Here is an 18,879-nt window from a genome sequence, read left to right as displayed (position 1 = left end):
GCCCGGATCCAATGGGATCCGGGCCTTCGTCATGCCCGGCTTTCCTGAAAAGGGGCTGTTGGGAGACACGGGGTCACTGGGGCGGGTGAGTTGGGGCGTGAGCGTGTTTGACTTGTCTCTCTGTGGGCATGTCGACAAAACGCTGTAGTGACCTCACTGGCTGCGACATACCAGGTGTACGCGGGTAGCAGGTGATGCGACGATGGGATTTATGGGGGACAGGTCAACTCTGCTGGAGACAGGGCGGTTTGTGAGGGCGGAGGCCGAGTCGGGCACGGGAACGGGCAAGGCCGCTCCGACTGTCAACGCGCAGACCGCACTGACCGATGCGGATTTCGCGGAAGAGGCCTTCGGGGACGCCGAGGGCGCCACCGATGCCGAGCTGGAGGCCCGCCACCGGGTGGCCGCCGACAAGGGCGACCCCGGCGCCATGAGCGTGCTCGGCGCGCTGCTGCTGCGCCGCGGTGACCTGGCCGGGGCCGAGCCCTACCTGCGCGGCGCCACCGGCGGCGGCGACCGTGCCGCCGCCAACAACCTCGGGGTCCTGCTCCTCCAGCGCGGCTACCCCGAGGAGGCGGCCGGCTGGTGGCGGGTCGCCGCCGTCGCCGGCTCCGCCCCCGCCGCGCACGCCCTGGGCCGCCACTACCGCGAGCGCGGGGACGAGCCCGCCGCCGAGTACTGGCTCCGCCAGGCGGCGGAATCCGGGCACGCCCTGGGCGCGTACGGCCTGGCCGACCTGCTGGAGCACCGCGGGGACAAGGGCATCGAGCGGTGGTTCCGGGCCGCCGCCGAGCAGGGCCACCGCGAGGCGGCGTACCGGCTCGCCCGCCACCTGCGCAAGGGCGACCCCGCCGAGGCCGAGCAGTGGTACCGGCAGGCCGCCGCGCGCGGGCACCGGCGCGCCGGGCTGCACCTGGGCGCCCTGCTGGAGGCGCGCGGAGAGCTGAAGGAGGCCGGGCGCTGGTACCTGAGCTCGGCCAAGCAGGGGGAGGCCCGGGCGGCGTGCGCCCTCGGCTTCCTGCTGCGCGACGCCGGGGACGAGGAGAGCGCGGCCGCCTGGTGGCACCGGGCCGCGCAGGACGGCGACGGCAACGCCGCGAACGCCCTGGGGGCGCTGCACGCGGCCCGCGGTGAGACCCAGACCGCCGAGAAGTGGTACCGGGCCGCGATGGACGCCGGCGACCAGAACGGCGCCTACAACCTCGCCCTGCTGTGCGCCGCCCAGGAGCGGACCGCTCAGGCCGAGCAGTGGTACCGCCGGGCGGCCTACGCGGGCCACCGCGAGGCCGCCAACGCGCTGGCGATCATGCTCCTCCAGGTCGGGGACGCGGCGGGGGCCGAGCCGTGGTTCTCCAAGGCGGCCGAGGCCGGCAGCGTCGACGCCGCCTTCAACCTCGGGATCCTCTTCGCCAGCCGGGACGAGGACCGCACCGCCCTCAAGTGGTACGAGCGGGCCGCCGCGGCCGGGCACACCGACGCGGCGCTCCAGGTCGGGATCGCCCTGGTGCGCGACGGCGAGGAGCGGGCCGCCGAGCGGCACCTGCGGTGCGCGGCGGGCGGCGGCAGCGCGGAGGCGGCGTTCCGGCTGGCCTCCCTGCTGGAGTCGCTGGCCCCGCCGCCGGAGCCGGTGGCGCTCGGCGAGCCCGTGGGCGGCGCCGCGCGCACCGAGAGCGAGGAGTGGTACGAGCGTGCCGCCGAGCAGGGTCACCGGCGGGCCCAGGTGCGGGTCGGCATGCTCGCCGCCGCCCGGGGCGACCTGGTGGTGGCCGCGCGGTGGTACCGGGAGGCGGCGGAGGCCGGCTCGCGCAACGGCGCCTTCAACCTGGGGCTGCTCCTGGCCCGCGAGGGCAACGAACCCGAGGCGGCCCTGTGGTGGACCCGCGCGGCGGTGGCCGGGCACGGCCGGGCCGCCCTGCGGCTGGGGCTGCTCGCGGCCCGGCACGGGGACCTCGCGGAGGGGCAGAAGTGGTGCGTGCGGGCCATGGAGCTGGGCCCGGCGGAGGTCTCGGAGCGCGCGGCCCGGCTGCGGGACGCGCTCGCGGAGGAGCTCTCCGCCTGAGGTGCCGGTTAACTGATTTGCATCTGCCGGGTGGCCTCGCGTAGAGTCGTGTTTACCGACGCGGGGTGGAGCAGCTCGGTAGCTCGCTGGGCTCATAACCCAGAGGTCGCAGGTTCAAATCCTGTCCCCGCTACTGAAGGCCCGAGGCCCGGATCCCATGGATCCGGGCCTCGAGTCGTTTCTGAACGCGAAGCCGGCAACGGAAAAGGCCGGGGGCTGCGGCCCCCGGCCTTTTCTCCGTCCGCCCCGTGGGGCGGCAGCGTCCGTCAGACGGCCGCGCAGCCCGGGCACACCCCGCGGTACGTCACCTCGACCGCCGAGACCACGAAGCCGAAGCGCTCGCCGGCCGGCAGGTCGGCCAGCGGGTCGCCCGCCGGGTGCACGTCGCGGATGGCCCCGCACTGTGCGCAGACCAGGTGGTGGTGGGGGCGGTGGGCGTTCGGGTCGTACCGCTTGGCCCGCCGGTCCGTCGAGACTTCGAGCACCTCGCCGAGCGAAACGAGCTCGCCCAAGGTGTTGTAGACCGTGGCTCGAGAGATCTCGGGCAGTTTGGTCACAGCGCGTGCGTGCACCTCGTCTGCCGTCAGGTGAACGTGGTCACCGTCGAGCACCTCGGCGACGACACGCCGCTGGGCCGTCATGCGCCAGCCGCGTCCGCGAAGTCGTTCCAGCAGGTCACTCATACACGCCAGCCTAACAGTGGGGATTCGGTGCAGATCCCGAACCGGTGTGGACTTGGATGCTCACTTGACTTAGACAAAGTCCATCGTAGGATCGGTTACGGCAAACGCCAAGGACAGGACATGCAGGAATGACGCAGGAGGCGCACGTGACGCAGGGACCGCTCACCACGGAGGCCGGGGCTCCGGTCGCCGACAACCAGAACAGCGAGACCGCCGGCGTCGGCGGCCCGGTTCTGGTCCAGGACCAGCTCCTGCTGGAGAAGCTCGCGCACTTCAACCGCGAGCGGATCCCGGAGCGCGTGGTGCACGCCCGCGGCGCCGGTGCCTACGGCACCTTCACGGTGACGGCGGACGTCACCCAGTACACCCGTGCCAAGTTCCTCTCCGAGGTCGGCAAGCAGACCGAGACCTTCCTGCGCTTCTCCACCGTCGCGGACAGCCTCGGCGGCGCCGACGCCCGTCGTGACCCCCGCGGCTGGGCGCTGAAGTTCTACACCGAAGAGGGCAACTACGACCTCGTCGGCAACAACACCCCGGTCTTCTTCATCCGGGACGCCATCAAGTTCCCCGACTTCATCCACACCCAGAAGCGCGACCCCTACACGGGCTCGCAGGAGGCGGACAACGTCTGGGACTTCTGGGGTCTGTCGCCCGAGTCCACCCACCAGGTGACCTGGCTGTTCGGTGACCGCGGCATACCGGCGTCCTACCGCCACATGAACGGCTACGGCTCGCACACGTTCCAGTGGAACAACGAGGCCGGCGAGGTCTTCTGGGTCAAGTACCACTTCAAGACCGACCAGGGCATCAAGAACCTCACCCAGGCCGAGGCCAACCAGCTCGCCGGTGAGGACCCGGACTCCCACCAGCGCGACCTGCGCGAGTCCATCGAGCGCGCCGAGTTCCCGACCTGGACCGTGCAGGTCCAGATCATGCCGGCGGCCGAGGCGGAGAACTACCGCTTCAACCCGTTCGACCTCACCAAGGTGTGGCCGCACGAGGACTACCCGCCGATCGAGATCGGCAAGCTGGAGCTCAACCGCAACCCGGAGAACGTCTTCGCCGAGGTCGAGCAGTCCATCTTCTCCCCGGCGCACTTCGTCCCCGGCATCGGTCCCTCCCCGGACAAGATGCTCCAGGGCCGTCTCTTCGCGTACGGCGACGCCCACCGCTACCGCGTCGGCATCAACGCCGACCACCTGCCGGTGAACCGCCCGCACGCCACCGAGGCGCGCACCAACTCCCGTGACGGCTTCCTGTACGACGGCCGCCACAAGGGCGCGAAGAACTACGAGCCGAACAGCTTCGGCGGCCCCTTCCAGACGGACCGCCCGCTGTGGCAGTCCGCCGCCGTCACTGGTGGCACGGGCAACCACGCCACCCCCTCGCACTCCGAGGACAACGACTTCGTCCAGGCGGGCGACCTCTACCGCCTGTTCTCCGAGGACGAGAAGTCCCGTCTGATCGAGAACCTGTCCGGCTTCATCGCCAAGGTCTCCCGTGACGACATCGTCGAGCGCGCCATCAACAACTTCCGCCAGGCGGACGCCGACTTCGGCAAGCGGCTCGAAGCCGCGGTCCAGGCCCTTCGCGGCTGACACGGATCGCTTGCCGTAGCAGGACAGCGGGCCGGAACCCCCTTCGGAGGGTTCCGGCCCGCTGGCGTTCTGCGAACCGGCGCGGCTACGCGGGCACGGCCCGGCGGGCCGGCACCCAGCAGCGGATGACGTCGCGGACGGAGACGATGCCCACCGGGCCGCCGTCCTCCAGCACGATCAGGTGCCGGAACCCGCCGTGGGCCATGGCCTCGGCGGCCTCCAGCAGGGTGGCCTCGGGGGTGCAGAAGACGACGTTGTTCGTGGTGTGCGCGCCCACCGACTCCCGGTCGGGGTCGTGGCCCGCGCCGATCGAGTTGAGGATGTCGCGCTCGGTCAGGATGCCGATGCCGCTGTGGTCGGGGTCGAGGACGACGGCCGCGCCGACGTGCCGGCCGGACATCAGGCAGGCCGCCTGACGGAGGGTGTGCGCGGGTCCGAGGGTGAGGATCACGGTGCTCATGGCGTCGCGGACGAGCATGAAGAGAGCCACCTCCTGGGTGAGCCCCCGCCTGGGTGGGTGCGGTGCGTGAAGGGCCTCCACTGAGAGGACCCCTCAACTTAGAGAAGCGATTCACAAGCGCACAAGCGGGGGGACTCTCAGATTCCCACCGACACGGAAAGTCATCAAGGGGGCACGCTCGGCGTACGTGAGCGGGGAGAGGTCAGCCGCGCGGGCGGAGCAGCCCCAGCATCTCCTCGTGCAGCAGCCCGTTCGACGCCGCCGCGTTCCCGCCGTCCACGCCGTCCACCCCGTCCAGGCTGGTGAACCGGCCGCCCGCCTCCTGGACCACGACCGCGATGGCCGCCATGTCCCACAGGTTCAGCTCCGGCTCGGCGCACAGGTCCAGGGAGCCCTCCGCGACCATCATGTACGGCCAGAAGTCCCCGTAGCCCCGCGTACGCCAGCACGCGCGGGTCAGGTCCAGGAACCCGGGCAGCCGCCCCTGCTCCTCCCAGCCGCTCAGCGAGGAGTAGGCGAAGGAGGCGTCGCCCAGGGTCGCCACCTTCGACACGCCGATCGCTCCGGCCGGCTCGCCCAGCGTGCCGCCCGCGAAGGCGCCCCCGCCCTGCGAGGCCCACCAGCGGCGGCCCAGCGCCGGGGCCGAGACCACGCCGACGACCGGGCGGAACACCCCGTCCTCCCCCTCGGTCATGAGGGAGATCAGCGTCGCCCAGACGGGGACGCCGCGCACGTAGTTCTTCGTGCCGTCGATCGGGTCCACGACCCAGCGGCGCGGGCCCTCGCCCTTGAGGCCGTACTCCTCGCCGAGGATCGCGTCGTCGGGCCGCGCGGCCAGGATCCCGGCCCGGACGATCTCCTCGGCGGCCTTGTCGGCCTCGCTCACCGGGGTCATGTCCGGCTTCGTCTCGACCTGGAGGTCGAGGGCGCGGAAACGCTGCATCGTGGCGGCGTCCGCCGCGTCGGCGAGTTCGAGGGCGAGGCGCAGATCATCGGCATACGAGGACATGCCCGAACAGTATCGAGACTGCGGCGGCCCGGCGAACGAGGTCCACACTGCGGCCGGGAGGCGCCCTTGACAGGATCTGGCGGCCCGTCAACTCTGGCGGGGGAGCCCATCGGGGCGAACCCAGCGGGGAGGTGGCGATGCCGACGGCCCGGGAGTCCTTGCTGCAAGCGGCCGAGGCGGCCCTGGCCGCCCGCCCCTGGCCGGCCGTGCGGATGGTGGAGGTCGCGGCCGCCGCCGGGGTGTCGCGGCAGACCCTCTACAACGAGTTCGGCGGCAAGGCGGGCCTGGGCCGCGCCCTGGTGCGCCGGGCCGCCGACTGGTACCTGGACGGGGTGGAGCGGGCGCTGGCCGCCCCGGCCGCGCGCACCGCTGCCGAGCGGCTCGCCGCGGTCGCCGAGTGGACCGTACGGGCGGCCCGCGCGCGCAGCCTCGTACGGGCCCTGCTGACGGGTTCCTGGGGGCCGGCCCTGCCGGCTCCGCCTCCGCCGGGGAGCCGGCAGGCGATCGGGCCGGGGGAGCTGACCCGGGCGGTACGCGACCGGGCCGCCGCCGCGCTCCCGTACGAGCCGGTACGCCGCTGCGAGCTCGCCGTACGGCTCGCGCTGTCCTACGTGGTCGCGCCGGGGGAGGACCCGGGCCGGGAGCCGGCGGCGGAGCTGCTGCGGCTGCTCAGTGCGCCGAGCCGGACAGCTGGAGGCCGATGACCCCGAGGATCACCAGCGTGATCGAGACGAGCTTGAGGGTGGAGACCAGGTCGCCGAGGAAGACCATGCCGTAGATCGCCGTCCCCGCCGCCCCGATGCCCGTCCACACCGCGTACGCCGGCCCCACGTCCAGCTTCTTGAGCGCCAGGGTCAGCAGCCCGAAACTGCCGAGCGCGAAGCACGCGAAGGCGACCGTCGGCCACAGCCGGGTGAACCCGTGGGACAGCTTGAGGCACACCGCGAAACCGGTCTCCAGGATTCCGGCGACCACGACCAGCAGCCACGCCATGGCGTATGCCTCCCCGCGTCAGGTGACTCGGCGTCACTTGGTGCGATTATGCATTTACCAGACCCGGCCGGCGGCAAACCCCGCCGGACGATCAGCCTGCGGCCGGTCCGCGGGGTCTGCGGTCAGTCCGCGGGATCTGCGGGGTCTGCGGTCAGTCCGCGGGGATCCGCGGTCAGTCGCCCTCGCGGCGCTCGCGGGTCTGGAGCAGCCGGCGCAGCGAGTACAGCCTCGCCGGGTCCGCGTGGCCGTCCTCCACCCACTGGTCGAGCGCGCAGTCCGGCTCGTCGTGGCTGCACGCGCGCGGGCAGCCCTCCGTACCCTCCACCAGGTCCGGGAAGGCCAGGATCACCCGGGACGGGTCCACGTGGTGCAGGCCGAAGGAGCGCACGCCCGGGGTGTCGATGACCCAGCCGTCCATCCCGGGCAGCGGCAGCGCCAGCGCCGAGGTGGTGGTGTGCCGGCCGCGGCCGGTGACCGCGTTGACCACGCCGGTCGCCCGCTTGCGATCCGGTGCCACCAGGGAGTTGACCAGGGTGGTCTTGCCGACGCCGGAGTGGCCGACGAAGGCGGTGATCCGGCCGTCGAGGCGCTCGCGCACCCGGGCTGCCGCGTCGCCCGTCGCCAGCTCCTCGCGGTTGGTGACGACGTAGTTCACGCCGAGCGTCGCGTAGATCTCCAGGATCTTGTCGGCCGAGGTCAGGTCGGACTTGGTCAGCACCAGCAGGGGCTCGAGCCCGGCGTCGTACGCGGCCACCAGGCAGCGGTCGATCATCCGGGGCCGGGGCTCCGGGTCGGCCAGCGCCGTGACGATGGCCAGCTGGTCGGCGTTCGCGACGACCACCCGCTCGTACGGGTCGTCGTCGTCCGCGGTGCGCCGCAGGACGGACTTGCGCTCCTCGATCCGCACGATCCGGGCGAGGGTGTCCTTCTTGCCGGACAGGTCGCCGACGATCCACACCCGGTCGCCGACCACCGCCGCCTTGCGCCCCAGTTCCCTGGACTTCATCGCGTGGATGGTGCGGTCCCCGACCAGGCAGGTCAGCCGGCCGCGGTCCACGGTGAGGACGAAGCCCTCGGAGGCGTCCTCGTGCTTGGGCCGGATGTTCGTCCGGGGCCGGTTGCCCTTGGGGTTCGGGCGCTGGCGGATGTCGTCCTCGTCGGTGTGCTTGCCGTACCTGCGCATGACGGGGCCCCTACGCTCCCGCTCCCGCGAGCATGTCTGTCCACATCTTCGGGAAGTCCGGCAGGGTCTTCGCGGTCGTCGCCACGTTCTCGATCCGTACGCCCTCCACCGCCAGGCCGATCACCGCGCCGGCGGTGGCCATGCGGTGGTCGTCGTAGGTGTGGAAGACGCCGCCGTGCAGCGGGCGCGGGCGGATGTGCAGCCCGTCGGCGGTCTCGGTGACGTCGCCGCCGAGCCCGTTGATCTCCGCCGTCAGCGCCGCCAGGCGGTCCGTCTCGTGCAGCCGCAGGTGCTGGACCCCGCGCAGCACCGACTCCGAGTCGGCCAGCGCCGCGACCGCCGCGATGCCCGGGGTCAGCTCGCCGACCTCGCCCAGGTCCACGTCGATGCCGTGGATCTTGCCGGTGCCGGTGAAGACCAGGCCCGCGTCGGTCAGCTCGCAGGAGCCGCCCATCTCGGTGAAGATCCGGCGCAGCGCGTCACCGGGCTGCGTGGTGCGGCGCGGCCAGTCCGGGATGGTGACCGTGCCGCCGGTGATCAGGGCCGCGGCCATGAAGGGCTGGGCGTTGGAGAGGTCGGGCTCGACGACCATGTCGCGGCCGAGGAGCGCGCCCGGCGCCACCCGCCACACGTCCTTCTCGCCGCCCGCCTCGGGCGTGTCGACCTGGGCGCCGGCCGCGCGCAGCATCTCCACCGTCATCCGGATGTGCGGCATCGACGGCAGCTTGCCGCCCACGTGCCGGACCTCGACGCCCTGGTTGAAGCGCGGCGCGGAGAGCAGCAGCGCCGAGACGAACTGGGAGGAGTTGGAGGCGTCGATCTCGACCGTGCCGCCCTCCAGGGCCCCGCCGCCCTGGACGGTCATCGGCAGCGCGCCCCGCCCGTCGTCGTCGATCCGGGCACCGAGGGTCCGCAGGGCGGTGATGACCTGGCCGAGCGGGCGCTCGTAGGAGCGCGGGTCGCCGTCGAAGCGGATGTCGCCGTCCGCCAGGGTCGCCACGGGCGGCAGGAAGCGCATGACCGTGCCCGCGTTGCCGACGTCGACGGTGGCCGGGCCGTGCAGGGCGGCCGGGATGATCCGCCAGGCCTCGCCGCTGTCGCCGTCGGCGGAGCTGGAGGAGACGGTCTCCTCGATGCCGACGCCCAGCGCGCGCAGCGCGTCCGACATCAGCTGGGAGTCGCGCGAGCGCAACGGGCGGCGCACCCAGCCCGGCTCGGCCGCGAGGGCGGCGAGCACGAGGGCGCGGTTGGTGACCGATTTGGACCCCGGCACGGTGACGGTGGCGTATACGGCGCCGTCCGCGAGCGGAGCGGGCCAGAGGTCGTGGAGCGCGGGGGTGTCGGTCATGGCCCTTACTTTAGTGGCTTCCCACGGCCCGGGATCTGGACGGCGGCCCCGTCTCAGAGGGCGAGCAGCCAGCGCCCGCCGCCGATGAGGGAGCACAGGGCGACGGTGTGGAAGAGCAGCAGCCAGGCGACGGGGTGGACGTGCGTGAGCCGGCCCAGCTGGTCGGCGTCCGAGTCCGGCGCGCCGCCGCGCCTGCGCTTGGCCTGGAGCTCGAACACCGGCCGCACCCCGCCGAGCAGCAGGAACCACACCACCGCGTACGCGAACACCGCCTGCACCTCGGCCGGAGCCAGCCAGGACACCACCACGAAGGTCCCGCCGGCCAGCACCACCGTCAGCAGCCCGTAGGCGTTGCGGATCTTCAGCAGCATCACCGCCAGCAGCGCGGTCGCCACCCACAGCAGCAGCGTGATCCGGTGGGCCGACAGCAGGGCCGCCCCGCCGAGGCCCAGCAGCGAGGGCGCCGTGTAGCCGGCGGCGGCGGTCAGGATCATCCCGATCCCGGTCGGCTTGCCCCAGCTGAGGGTGACCCCGCTGGTGTCGGAGTGCAGCCGGATCCCGTCGAGCCGGCGCCCGGTCAGCTTGGCCAGCAGCCCGTGGCCGCCCTCGTGCGCGATGGTGATCGCGTTGCGGGACAGCAGCCACAGCGGCCGGGGCGCGACCGCCGCGAGCGCGGCCAGGCCCGTCACCACCACCAGCCACCAGGGCGGCGACGTCTGTATCCCGGTGAGCCGGTCCCAGAGGCCGGCCGGGGTGGTGCGGTTCATCAAACCTTCTTTCGAGGAGGTCTTGCGGCGCGGAATCGTGCGGCCGTCTCTTAGGCTGTGAGCCTGCCTTCGGGCAGCGGGCAGGGCTTGTCCGGGCCCGGCCGTCAGGCCGGGGTGAAGCCCCACGGCACTAGCCGTTGGGGAGGAGTCACGGCAGTGTGTCAGCCATGTGCGGAAGGTATGGAAGACGCCGACCTGACATGACCTCCCTGTGAGACAAAAACCGCAGATCAGAGAGCCAGGGCCCCGGAGCGATCCGGGGCCTTTCTCATGCCCGTGCTGGTTTGGCGCTGGGTCCCGTGGGGTCCGTTCCGGACCGTTTGGGTGCACTGCGCTGGCGTCGTGCTGACTAGGACGCTCCGCGCCCCGGGGCAGGTTCCGGCCTCCGACCACCATGGAAATTTCCATGGTGCTCACCGACGCGATCCAGCCGACCGCACCGGTTTCCTGTTCTCTCAACCGTGATCCCTTGACCCCCTTGCCACGGGGTCGGGAGCATCGAACGGGACACGACCGAAGACCTCACAGCAGGGGGACGGCATGGCAGTGACACGGCTGGTCGGGGAGTGCGAGAAGGGGACGTGCGCCACGCTGTACCGCCTCGATGAAACCGGGGACCTCCTCGTGCAGGGCTACGACGTGGAGGACGCGGAGACGCTGGTCGGCATCAAGATCCCCGCCGGTGAGACCGTGGTCCGCATCCCCGCCGAGATCATCGAGAGGTACGCGCGTGAATATCTCGCCCGCTGAGTTCGAGAAGCTGTTCTCCACCTTCCGCCGTGAAGCGTTCCGTCTGGAAACCCTGGACGACTACAGTGGCTCGTCAGACCCGGAGATGATCCGCGCATTCCTGGCCGGTGAACCTCAGCCGGATGACTACAACCAGGAATGGGCTGACGAGGTGCGCGGGAACATCGACGCCGGTAAGCGCATGTACCGCGTCCACATCATCTCGCGCCCCATGACGGACTATCTCCGCTTCGAACTAGGCTGGGGCTACCACAAGAACGCGAAAGCTGGGGAAGAGTTCTTCATCCTGGACACCACAGACCAGCCGAATCCCCTTGAGGGCGTTCCGGATTTCTGGATGTTCGATGAAACCTCGGTGGTCTCGATGAATTACGGAGAAGGTGGCAGTTTCCTGGGGGTGGAATCCCACTCCGACCCAGTGGAATGGATGGCTCGCCGCGACTTGGCCCTGAGCCATGCTGTGCCGTTCGCCGAATGGTGGGAGCGGTACGGGGAAGTGTGAACAGAACTGACCTAGGAAAGGCGCTGCGGGAATTGCGAGTAGCCAGCGGAAAGCAGGCGAAAGTAGTAGCCCGCAGCGCAGCCATGTCCCCAAGCAAGCTGAGCAAGATTGAGAACGGGGCGCTACCTCCCTCCGTTTTCGACGTAGAACGCATCCTGGAGGCCCTGGAAGTCTCAGTCGAGATAAAGGCCGAGCTGACCGAGGCAGCCCGCAGGGTGGCCACAGAGGCCACAGCGTGGCGCATCTACCGGCGTACCGGACTCCACAAGCACCAGGAAGAGATCCAGGCCGTAGAGGCCGAGACGACTCTACTCAGGGTGTTTCAGCCCTCCTGTATTCCTGGCCTGCTCCAGATCCCCGAATATGTGCGGGGAGTCCAGCAAGGTTCAGAGCTGACCGACGATGCTCTAGAGAAGATGATTGGGGCACGTCTACGCCGTCAGGAAGTCCTGTACGACAGAGCCCGAACCTTCCGATTCCTGATCACCGAATCGGTACTCAGATGGCGGCTTATCCCTGCGCCTATGATGGCCGCGCAGCTAGACAAGCTCATCACCATGTCGCGGATGCCGAACATTCAAATCGGCATCGTTCCCTTGTCTGCACCCATGCCTGGACTTCCCACATCTTCGTTCGCCCTCTTCGGCGGCCGGCTCGCCATCATCGAAATCCGTCACGCTGAAATCACTACCAGTGAACTGCGGGACATCGAGCTGTACGAAGAAAAATTCCGGATGTTCGATCGCGTAGCCCTTTCAGGTGAAGGCATGTGGGACCTCGTCGCCAGTATTCGCGACGACTTCCTGGCCGACAGCAAGCGGCCGGACGCGCAGCCGCTGCGCTTCACCACCGAGGAGCTGAACGCGGCGGGCATCGACCCCGCGCGCTTCGACCTCTCCGCCTGATCCACAGCACCACCTGAACTGACGGCCCTGCCCTCACGCCGACGGGTGGGGCCGTCGTCATTCCCAGGAACGGAGCAGCAGTGCACCACCACGGCTACGCATGGCTGGGCGAGAAGGCGACGTTCGACGAGGAGGGGCTCCGGCGCCGTCCAGGGGCGCCGCCAACCGCCACGAGCCCGGAGAACGTAGTGCAGAGGTACCGCCGGGCAGTCGCGGAGTTTCCGGAGTCCGACGTCCCTCCCATTCAAACGGCGCACTGGCTGATGAAACCCGCTTCGCTGATCCGTGGGACACGGGTGGAGCCCAAGGAGGCCGGCGAATGGCTGGGCCTTCAACTGGCGGAGTTCGCACCCCGGTTCGCCTCTAAGGGTGACCGGGAGGTGACCAGGCTCGTCCTGCTGGTGAAGGCAGCCGTCGAGCGCCTGTCTTGGGGTGGGGACGTGTCTCTCGGGCACTACGTGACCGGCAACGCGTTCCACTCCGTGGCTCTGGTGACGTGCTCTCCGAACCGTGCGGAGCCCACGCTGCCCTGCCCCCTGGACGGGTAACTCGGATTCGTGGTCGCCCTACGATCTCAGGCATTGGTTCGCCTCTACGGCACTCGGCAGTGGTCTGCCACTCTTGGACGTGTCCAGGTGGCTGGGGCACAGGAACATCAGCGAGACCGCTGACACGTACGGACACCTGACGCCGGACAGCACCGGGCGGGCGATCCGGGTGATGGATGGAGCGATTACTCAGCACCGTGCTGGTTTGGTGCTGGCTGTGGCCGCATGACCTAGCGTTCATGCAGGCCAGAGGGGTGGAAGAGCATGTGCGGAAGGTTTGCGGCGAGTCGGACGCCACAGGAGCTGGCGGGGATATTCGGGATCGAGCGGTGGGAGCCCGAGGAGGCGCTGGCCCCCGACTTCAACGTGGCGCCGACGAAGGAGGTCCACGTCGTCCTCGACCGTCCCCTCAAAGACGCGCGGGACCCGCGTCCGGTTCGCCAGCTGCGGGTGCTGAAGTGGGGCCTGGTCCCCTCCTGGGCGCAGAACCCCGAGGGCGCGGCCCGGATGATCAACGCCCGGTCCGAGACCCTGCACGAGAAGCCCTCCTTCCGCCGCCCCTTCGCCCAGCGCCGCTGCATCGTCCCCGCCGACGGGTACTACGAGTGGGTCACCGCGTACGACGAGCGGGAGCTGGAGGTCGAGGGGAAGAAGAAGCGGGCCCGCAAGCAGCCCTACTTCGTGCTCCCCGCCGACGGCTCCGTCTTCGCGATGGCCGGGATCTACGAGTTCTGGCGCGACGCGACCCTGCCCGCCGACCACCCGCAGGCCTGGTGGGCCACCTGCTCGGTGATCACCGCCGACGCCGAGACCACCCCGCTGGGGGTGGCGCCCGCCGAGGGCCCGCGCTCGCTCTCCGAGATCCACCCCCGGATGCCCCTGATGCTCACCCCGGACCGCTGGGACGCCTGGCTGGACCCGGCCCGCACCGACGAGAACGGCCTGCGCGCCCTGCTGGCGCCGCCGCCCGGCGGGCTGATGCGCGCGTACCCGGTGTCCACGGCCGTGAGCAACGTACGCAACAACGGGCCCGAGCTGCTCGGAGAGCTGGAGGCGCCCGAGGAAGCCACCCTCTTCTAGCCGCCTGCCGGCCGCCTGCGCGCTTGCCCGCCGCGCGCCCGCGGGCCGTGCACGATGGGGGCATGACCACGCGTACCGAGAGCGTCGACACCCCCGCCGGAGAGGCCCGGATCACCTGGCACACCGCCCGCGCCGCGCGGCTGGTGCTGGCCCTGGGCCACGGCGCCGGGGGTGGCATCGAGGCCCGCGACCTCCAGGCCCTGGCCGCCGCCCTGCCCGCCCGGGGCGTCACCGTGGCCCTCGTCGAACAGCCCTGGCGGGTCGCCGGCAAGAAGGTCGCCGCCGCGCCCAAGGTGCTGGACGAGGGCTGGCGGGCCCTGTGGCCCGCGCTGGAGCGGCCCGGGCCGCCCGTGGTGGCCGGCGGGCGCAGCGCCGGGGCCCGGGTGGCCTGCCGGACCGCCGCCGCCCTGGGCGCGGCCGGGGTGCTCGCGCTGGCGTTCCCCCTGCACCCGCCGGGCCGGCCCGAGAGCTCCCGGGCCGCCGAGCTGCTGGACGCCGGGCGGCCCACGCTGGTGGTCCAGGGCGGCCGGGACCCCTTCGGGCGGCCCGGGGAGTTCCCGCCGTCGGGCGCGCAGGACCCGTACGAGCTCGTGGAGGTGCCCTTCGGCGACCACGGCTTCGCGGTGCCGAAGAAGGCCGGGCCGACCCAGGAGGAGGCCCTCGCGGTGATCACCGGCGCGGTGGCGCCGTGGCTCGACCGGCTCATCGCGGGGACCCGGCCCGAGCCGACCTGACAGATTCCGGGGTGATCCAGCTCACCCGCCCCCCGCGCGGCCCCCGGAGATCCCGAAAGCCCTTGGGGCGCCCGGGAATGCGCCGCCCCGGCCGCCTGTTGTGCGGAGTGTCGGAACGCAGGAGAAAGACGTCGGAGGAGAGGGAGCGCATGACCCAGGTCATCAGCCAGAACCGTCCGCAGGCCGCTGACCTGGACTGGACGGTACTGCCTGCCCCCAAGCGCGGCTCGCTTCGAGCGGCGGAGGGCCAGGATGGTCGACTATTCTCCGATTCGAGCGGATCCGCTTTCGGAGCCGCCACGCTGTCGGAGGAGGTGGGTCCTGTCGCTGGGACCGACGAAGGCCAGGCACAGGAGACGACCGCTGAGCGCAACGCGCGTTTCGAGCGGGACGCCCTCGGCTACCTCGACCAGATGTACTCCGCCGCGCTGCGCATGACGCGCAACCCGGCCGACGCCGAGGACCTGGTCCAGGAGACGTACGCGAAGGCGTACGCGTCCTTCCACCAGTTCCGCGAGGGCACCAATCTCAAGGCGTGGCTCTACCGCATTCTGACCAACACCTTCATCAACTCCTACCGCAAGAAGCAGCGCGAGCCCCAGCGCAGCGCCGCGGAGGAGATCGAGGACTGGCAGCTGGCGCGCGCCGAGTCGCACATGTCGACGGGCTTGCGTTCCGCCGAATCGCAGGCGCTCGACCACCTGCCGGATTCCGATGTGAAGGAAGCGCTGCAGGCCATTCCCGAGGAGTTCCGCATCGCGGTCTATCTTGCCGACGTAGAGGGCTTTGCGTACAAGGAGATCGCGGACATCATGGGTACACCCATCGGTACGGTCATGTCGCGACTGCACCGTGGCCGCCGTCAACTCCGCGGAATGCTGGAGGACTATGCCCGTGAGCGCGGGCTGGTCCCCGCCGGCGCGGGAGAGTCGAACGACCTGAAAGGCTCGGGCTCATGAGCTGCGGAGAGCCGCACGAGACGGAGTGCGCTGAGGTCCTGGACCATCTCTATGAGTTCCTGGACCACGAGATGCCCGACAGCGACTGCACGAAGTTCGAGACGCACTTCGGCGAGTGCAATCCCTGTCTGGAGAAGTACGGCCTGGAGCAGGCCGTGAAGAAGCTGGTCAAGCGCTGCTGCGGTTCGGACGACGTGCCGACCGATCTGCGTTCCAAGGTCATGGGACGGATCGAACTGATCCGTTCGGGTCAGGCCGTGCCCGATCACGACATCACCGCCGGACCCGCACCCGGCTGATCAACCGGCTGCACGCACGGTCGAACTTCCGCCCCCGGAAGCCCACTTCGTTCACTCGAAGGTGCTAATCCGGGGGCGCCCGTACGGTGCAATGCGAAAATGTGCCCCGCTCCGTTCGGGGGCCCACCTATTCTCCCCTGTCGGTACTGGTTTGATTTCGGTACCCGGTGTGCACGGCTCAGGGGAGGAGAGCGCCATGCGGGAACTTCCGCCGATGGCGCGCGCCTGTGTACTGGCCGCCGTTCTCGCGGCCGCGGCCTGCGTCGCCCCGGCCCTCGTGCGCCCCTCGACCCCCGGGCCGGCCGTGGCCCTGCTGGCCGTCCTCTACCTCGGCTGCGAGCTGGTGAAGACCGTCCCGCTCCTGGGCCGCCGGGTGCCCGAGGGGATCGGCTCCTTCTTCCCCGTGCTGATGGCCGCCGTCTTCCTGCTGCCGCCCGAGGCCGCCGCGCTCGTGGCACTGCCCGGCGGATTCGCCCAGAGCGTCGTCCAGCGCCCCGCAGGGGTGCGCCGGGTATGGCACGCCGCGCAGCAGTCGACGGCGGCGTGGGCGGCCGGGCAGGCCTACGGACTCCTCGGCGGGGCGGCCGACTTCCCGTACGTGATGCTCCCCGCGGCCGTCGCGGCCGTCGTCTTCTGCCTGGTGCTCACCGCCCTCGACGGGGCCGTCCTGGCCGCCGCCGAAGGCCGGCCCGCCGGCGCCGCCTGGCGGGGCCTGGCCACGCGGTCCCTGGCCCCGCACTGCGTGCACGGACTCGCCGGCCTGATGATGGCCGTGATGTGGCGCAGCCCGTACGGGGTTCCGGCCGCGCTGCTCGTCCTGCTGCCGATGTACATCTCCTGCTGGGTCTTCGCCCAGTACCACCGCGAGCGCGCCGCGCACCGGGCCACGATCCGCTCCCTCGTCCAGGCCGTCGACATCAAGGACCGCTACACGCGCGGGCACAGCGAACGGGTGGGCCAGGCCTCCGAGATGATCGCCCGCGAACTGGGCATGGCCGACGACCGCCTCGAAGTGGTCCGGATCGCCGGGATCCTGCACGACGTCGGCAAGCTGGGCGTACCGACCCGGCTGCTGCGCAAGGACGGGCCGCTGACCTCCGAGGAGCGGCGCGTCATCGAGCTGCACCCCGAGTACGGACACGAGATGGTGCGGGGCATCGGCTTCCTCGGCGAGGCCCGGTCGGCGATCCTGCACCACCACGAGCGGGTCGACGGCTCCGGCTACCCGTACGGGCTCAGCGGCGAGCAGATCCCGGTCCTGGCCCGCGTGGTGGCGGTGGCCGACTCCTTCGACGCGATGACCTCGACCCGCTCCTACAGCCGGGCCCGGCCCGTGGCGACCGCCCTGGCGGAGCTGGAACGCTGCGCCGGGGCACAGTTCGACCCGGCCATGGTCCGGGCCCTGGTCACCGCCATCGCCCGGCACGGCTGGCACCCGGTGGTCACCTCCGACGAGGACCTCCAGGTCATCCCCGGCGGGTCTCCCGGACCGGATGCGCCCCCGGCGGGACCGCCCGCGATGCCCGCGGGCTCCCCGCCCCCGGCGGGACTGCCCGCGATGCCCGCCCAGGGCGGGGAGCCGGCCCCGGCCGCCCGCGACGGCGGTGGACGGTGAGGGCCGTCGCCGTCTGGGCGGTGCGCGGGGCCGCCGGCCTGCTCACCGCGGCCGGGCTGGGCCACACCCTGTGGACCGGCGTCGTCGAGCCCGGTACCGCCCTCGCCTTCGCCACCCTGATCACCATCGGCGAACTCGCCCGCCGCGACCACCGCGACCACCGCGACGCCGCCGGGCACCTCCCCGCCGGGCACCTCCCCGCCGGGGACCGCCAGCCCGCACCGCTCGGCTCCGCCGGAGCCCTCGCCTACGCCCTGCTCGGGCAGAACGCCGGACACCCCACCCACCACGGGGTGCTCCAGATCGTCGCCGTCGTCGTCGCGGCCGCCCTCGCCGGGACCGTCCCGCACATCGCCCGGGGCCACGGCCCCGCCCTGGACCACGTGGCCCGCCGGGTCCTCACCGTGGCCTTCGCCGCCGTCTGTTTCCAGCCGCTCTACAACTCCGGGCGGCTGGAGGTGTGGGTCGGGCAGGGCCCGTACCTCGTCCTGTTCCTGCTGCTCCTGCTGGGCCTCACCGCCCTCTGCGACGCCGTCCTCGCCGCCGCGCTCGCCGGGGCCCGCACCGGATGGCCGTACGGGCCCCTGCTGCGCGACGAGCTGCGCGCCCTGCTCGGCATCGGCTCGGCGATCTGCGCCACCGGGGTCGTGATGGCCCTCGGCGTGGCCGTGGCGGGCCCGTGGGCCCTGCCGGTCTTCAGCGTGCCGCTGCTGCTGACCCAGATGTCCTTCCACCGGATCACCGCCGTCCGCACCACCTACCGCCAGACCATCACCTCCCTCGCCCGGGCCACCGAGATCGCCGGCTACACCGCGCCGGGGCACGCCCGCCGGGTCGCCGCCCTGAGCTGCGCCGTCGGCCGGGACCTGGGCCTGTCGGAGCGCGAGCTCACGGTGCTCGAGTACGCCGCGCTGATGCACGACATCGGCCAGCTCTCGCTCGTCGACCCCGTCCCCGCCGGAGCCACCGCCGGGCTGCCCGCGGCCGAGGCCCGCCGGATCGCCGAGCTGGGCGGGGAGGTGGCCCGGCAGACCGGGGTGCCGGCGGAGGTCGCGGTGATCGTGGAGCGCCAGGCGGACCCGTACCGTGAGCAGCCCGTCGCCGCCCGGATCGTGCGCGCGGTCAACGCGTACGACGATCTGGCTGGCGGCAGCCGTCACCCGGGCGGCTCACTGGCCGCCCTGGAGCAGCTGCGCCTGGGTACCGGGCGCGACTACCAGCCGGAGGTCGTGGAGTGTCTGGCGAGGGTTCTGGCCAGGGGCGGACGGGCCCGAGTCGTTCCCGTTCCACCGGGGTAACCCATGGGTAATGAGCGGCTGTCCGAGCGGGCATGGTTGGATGCAGTAGGAGTGTCCGTGAGGGTGTCCGCAAGGCTGCACCGTGGGAC

General features: G+C 71.5%; 21 protein-coding genes and 1 tRNA gene. 15 read left to right on the top strand and 7 right to left on the bottom strand.

Annotated elements, in window-relative coordinates:
* The first annotated feature begins 202 nt into the window (after window positions 1-202).
* Both OOK34_RS05715 and OOK34_RS05710 read left to right on the top strand, forming a co-directional pair.
* Window positions 203-2,059, top strand: coding sequence for a tetratricopeptide repeat protein (locus tag OOK34_RS05715; protein ID WP_267032773.1), 1,857 nt, complete (start codon window positions 203-205; stop codon window positions 2,057-2,059).
* Window positions 2,060-2,118: 59 nt separating this feature from the next.
* Window positions 2,119-2,192: transfer RNA gene (locus tag OOK34_RS05710), tRNA-Met, on the top strand.
* A 133-nt stretch (window positions 2,193-2,325) separates the two neighbouring features.
* On the opposite strand, the gene OOK34_RS05705 is transcribed toward OOK34_RS05710, so the two are convergent.
* Window positions 2,326-2,742: a Fur family transcriptional regulator gene (locus tag OOK34_RS05705; protein WP_267032772.1), complete on the bottom strand. Its 417-nt coding sequence runs from the start codon at window positions 2,740-2,742 to the stop codon at window positions 2,326-2,328.
* A gap of 128 nt (window positions 2,743-2,870) precedes the next feature.
* On the opposite strand from OOK34_RS05705, the gene OOK34_RS05700 reads away from it, so the two are divergent.
* On the top strand, window positions 2,871-4,340 hold the full coding sequence (locus tag OOK34_RS05700) for a catalase (RefSeq protein ID WP_323183399.1): 1,470 nt from the start codon (window positions 2,871-2,873) through the stop codon (window positions 4,338-4,340).
* Window positions 4,341-4,425: 85 nt separating this feature from the next.
* On the opposite strand, the gene OOK34_RS05695 is transcribed toward OOK34_RS05700, so the two are convergent.
* On the bottom strand, window positions 4,426-4,818 hold the full coding sequence (locus OOK34_RS05695; protein ID WP_267032770.1) for a cyclic nucleotide-binding/CBS domain-containing protein: 393 nt from the start codon (window positions 4,816-4,818) through the stop codon (window positions 4,426-4,428).
* Window positions 4,819-5,002: 184 nt separating this feature from the next.
* Window positions 5,003-5,809 carry a histidinol-phosphatase gene (gene hisN / locus OOK34_RS05690; protein ID WP_267032769.1) on the bottom strand — a complete coding sequence of 269 codons (807 nt, stop codon included), beginning with the start codon at window positions 5,807-5,809 and terminating at the stop codon, window positions 5,003-5,005.
* A 137-nt stretch (window positions 5,810-5,946) separates the two neighbouring features.
* Between hisN and OOK34_RS05685 the strand changes: the two genes are divergently transcribed.
* Window positions 5,947-6,513 (top strand): TetR/AcrR family transcriptional regulator, encoded by a 567-nt coding sequence (locus OOK34_RS05685; RefSeq protein ID WP_267032768.1) that lies wholly within the window; start codon window positions 5,947-5,949, stop codon window positions 6,511-6,513.
* On the opposite strand, the gene OOK34_RS05680 is transcribed toward OOK34_RS05685, so the two are convergent.
* From OOK34_RS05680 to OOK34_RS05665, 4 genes are all read right to left on the bottom strand, one after another.
* Entirely contained in the window at window positions 6,479-6,802 is a 324-nt protein-coding gene (locus tag OOK34_RS05680; protein WP_267032767.1) for a multidrug efflux SMR transporter, read from the bottom strand. The genes OOK34_RS05685 and OOK34_RS05680 overlap by 35 nt on opposite strands.
* Before the next feature lie 172 nt (window positions 6,803-6,974).
* On the bottom strand, window positions 6,975-7,985 hold the full coding sequence (rsgA, locus tag OOK34_RS05675; protein ID WP_267032766.1) for a ribosome small subunit-dependent GTPase A: 1,011 nt from the start codon (window positions 7,983-7,985) through the stop codon (window positions 6,975-6,977).
* Between the two features lie 10 nt (window positions 7,986-7,995).
* Window positions 7,996-9,333 carry a 3-phosphoshikimate 1-carboxyvinyltransferase gene (aroA, locus tag OOK34_RS05670; RefSeq protein WP_267032765.1) on the bottom strand — a complete coding sequence of 446 codons (1,338 nt, stop codon included), beginning with the start codon at window positions 9,331-9,333 and terminating at the stop codon, window positions 7,996-7,998.
* A 53-nt stretch (window positions 9,334-9,386) separates the two neighbouring features.
* Window positions 9,387-10,100, bottom strand: coding sequence for a M50 family metallopeptidase (locus OOK34_RS05665; protein ID WP_267032764.1), 714 nt, complete (start codon window positions 10,098-10,100; stop codon window positions 9,387-9,389).
* A gap of 540 nt (window positions 10,101-10,640) precedes the next feature.
* Here OOK34_RS05665 and OOK34_RS05660 point away from each other — a divergent pair.
* From OOK34_RS05660 to OOK34_RS05610, 11 genes are all read left to right on the top strand, one after another.
* Window positions 10,641-10,850: a hypothetical protein gene (locus OOK34_RS05660; RefSeq protein ID WP_267032763.1), complete on the top strand. Its 210-nt coding sequence runs from the start codon at window positions 10,641-10,643 to the stop codon at window positions 10,848-10,850.
* A complete protein-coding gene (locus OOK34_RS05655) occupies window positions 10,831-11,352 on the top strand; it encodes a DUF6879 family protein (protein ID WP_267032762.1) in 522 nt (173 codons plus the stop codon). Before OOK34_RS05660 ends, OOK34_RS05655 begins: the two co-directional genes overlap by 20 nt.
* Complete coding sequence (locus OOK34_RS05650) at window positions 11,349-12,257, top strand: helix-turn-helix transcriptional regulator (RefSeq protein WP_267032761.1); 909 nt, start codon at window positions 11,349-11,351, stop codon at window positions 12,255-12,257. Before OOK34_RS05655 ends, OOK34_RS05650 begins: the two co-directional genes overlap by 4 nt.
* An 80-nt stretch (window positions 12,258-12,337) precedes the next feature.
* Entirely contained in the window at window positions 12,338-12,805 is a 468-nt protein-coding gene (locus OOK34_RS05645) for a hypothetical protein (RefSeq protein ID WP_267032760.1), read from the top strand.
* Complete coding sequence (locus OOK34_RS05640) at window positions 12,768-13,034, top strand: tyrosine-type recombinase/integrase (protein WP_267032759.1); 267 nt, start codon at window positions 12,768-12,770, stop codon at window positions 13,032-13,034. The genes OOK34_RS05645 and OOK34_RS05640 overlap by 38 nt, the downstream gene beginning before the upstream one ends.
* 35 nt (window positions 13,035-13,069) lie before the next feature.
* Window positions 13,070-13,885 carry an SOS response-associated peptidase gene (locus tag OOK34_RS05635; RefSeq protein ID WP_267032758.1) on the top strand — a complete coding sequence of 272 codons (816 nt, stop codon included), beginning with the start codon at window positions 13,070-13,072 and terminating at the stop codon, window positions 13,883-13,885.
* A 62-nt stretch (window positions 13,886-13,947) separates the two neighbouring features.
* Window positions 13,948-14,619, top strand: coding sequence for an alpha/beta family hydrolase (locus OOK34_RS05630; RefSeq protein WP_267032757.1), 672 nt, complete (start codon window positions 13,948-13,950; stop codon window positions 14,617-14,619).
* A gap of 314 nt (window positions 14,620-14,933) precedes the next feature.
* Entirely contained in the window at window positions 14,934-15,578 is a 645-nt protein-coding gene (locus OOK34_RS05625) for a sigma-70 family RNA polymerase sigma factor (protein ID WP_007266438.1), read from the top strand.
* On the top strand, window positions 15,575-15,877 hold the full coding sequence (gene rsrA, locus OOK34_RS05620; protein WP_267032756.1) for a mycothiol system anti-sigma-R factor: 303 nt from the start codon (window positions 15,575-15,577) through the stop codon (window positions 15,875-15,877). The genes OOK34_RS05625 and rsrA overlap by 4 nt, the downstream gene beginning before the upstream one ends.
* A 196-nt stretch (window positions 15,878-16,073) precedes the next feature.
* A complete protein-coding gene (locus OOK34_RS05615) occupies window positions 16,074-17,492 on the top strand; it encodes an HD-GYP domain-containing protein (protein ID WP_267032755.1) in 1,419 nt (472 codons plus the stop codon).
* Window positions 17,489-18,790 carry an HD-GYP domain-containing protein gene (locus OOK34_RS05610; protein ID WP_267032754.1) on the top strand — a complete coding sequence of 434 codons (1,302 nt, stop codon included), beginning with the start codon at window positions 17,489-17,491 and terminating at the stop codon, window positions 18,788-18,790. Before OOK34_RS05615 ends, OOK34_RS05610 begins: the two co-directional genes overlap by 4 nt.
* Window positions 18,791-18,879 lie beyond the last annotated feature (89 nt).

Origin of the sequence: Streptomyces sp. NBC_00091 (genome assembly GCF_026343185.1) — a bacterium.
Taxonomy (GTDB): Bacteria; Actinomycetota; Actinomycetes; order Streptomycetales; family Streptomycetaceae; genus Streptomyces.
The sequence above is the reverse complement of the archived record's forward strand: the minus strand, read 5'-3'. Positions and strand labels throughout refer to the sequence as shown.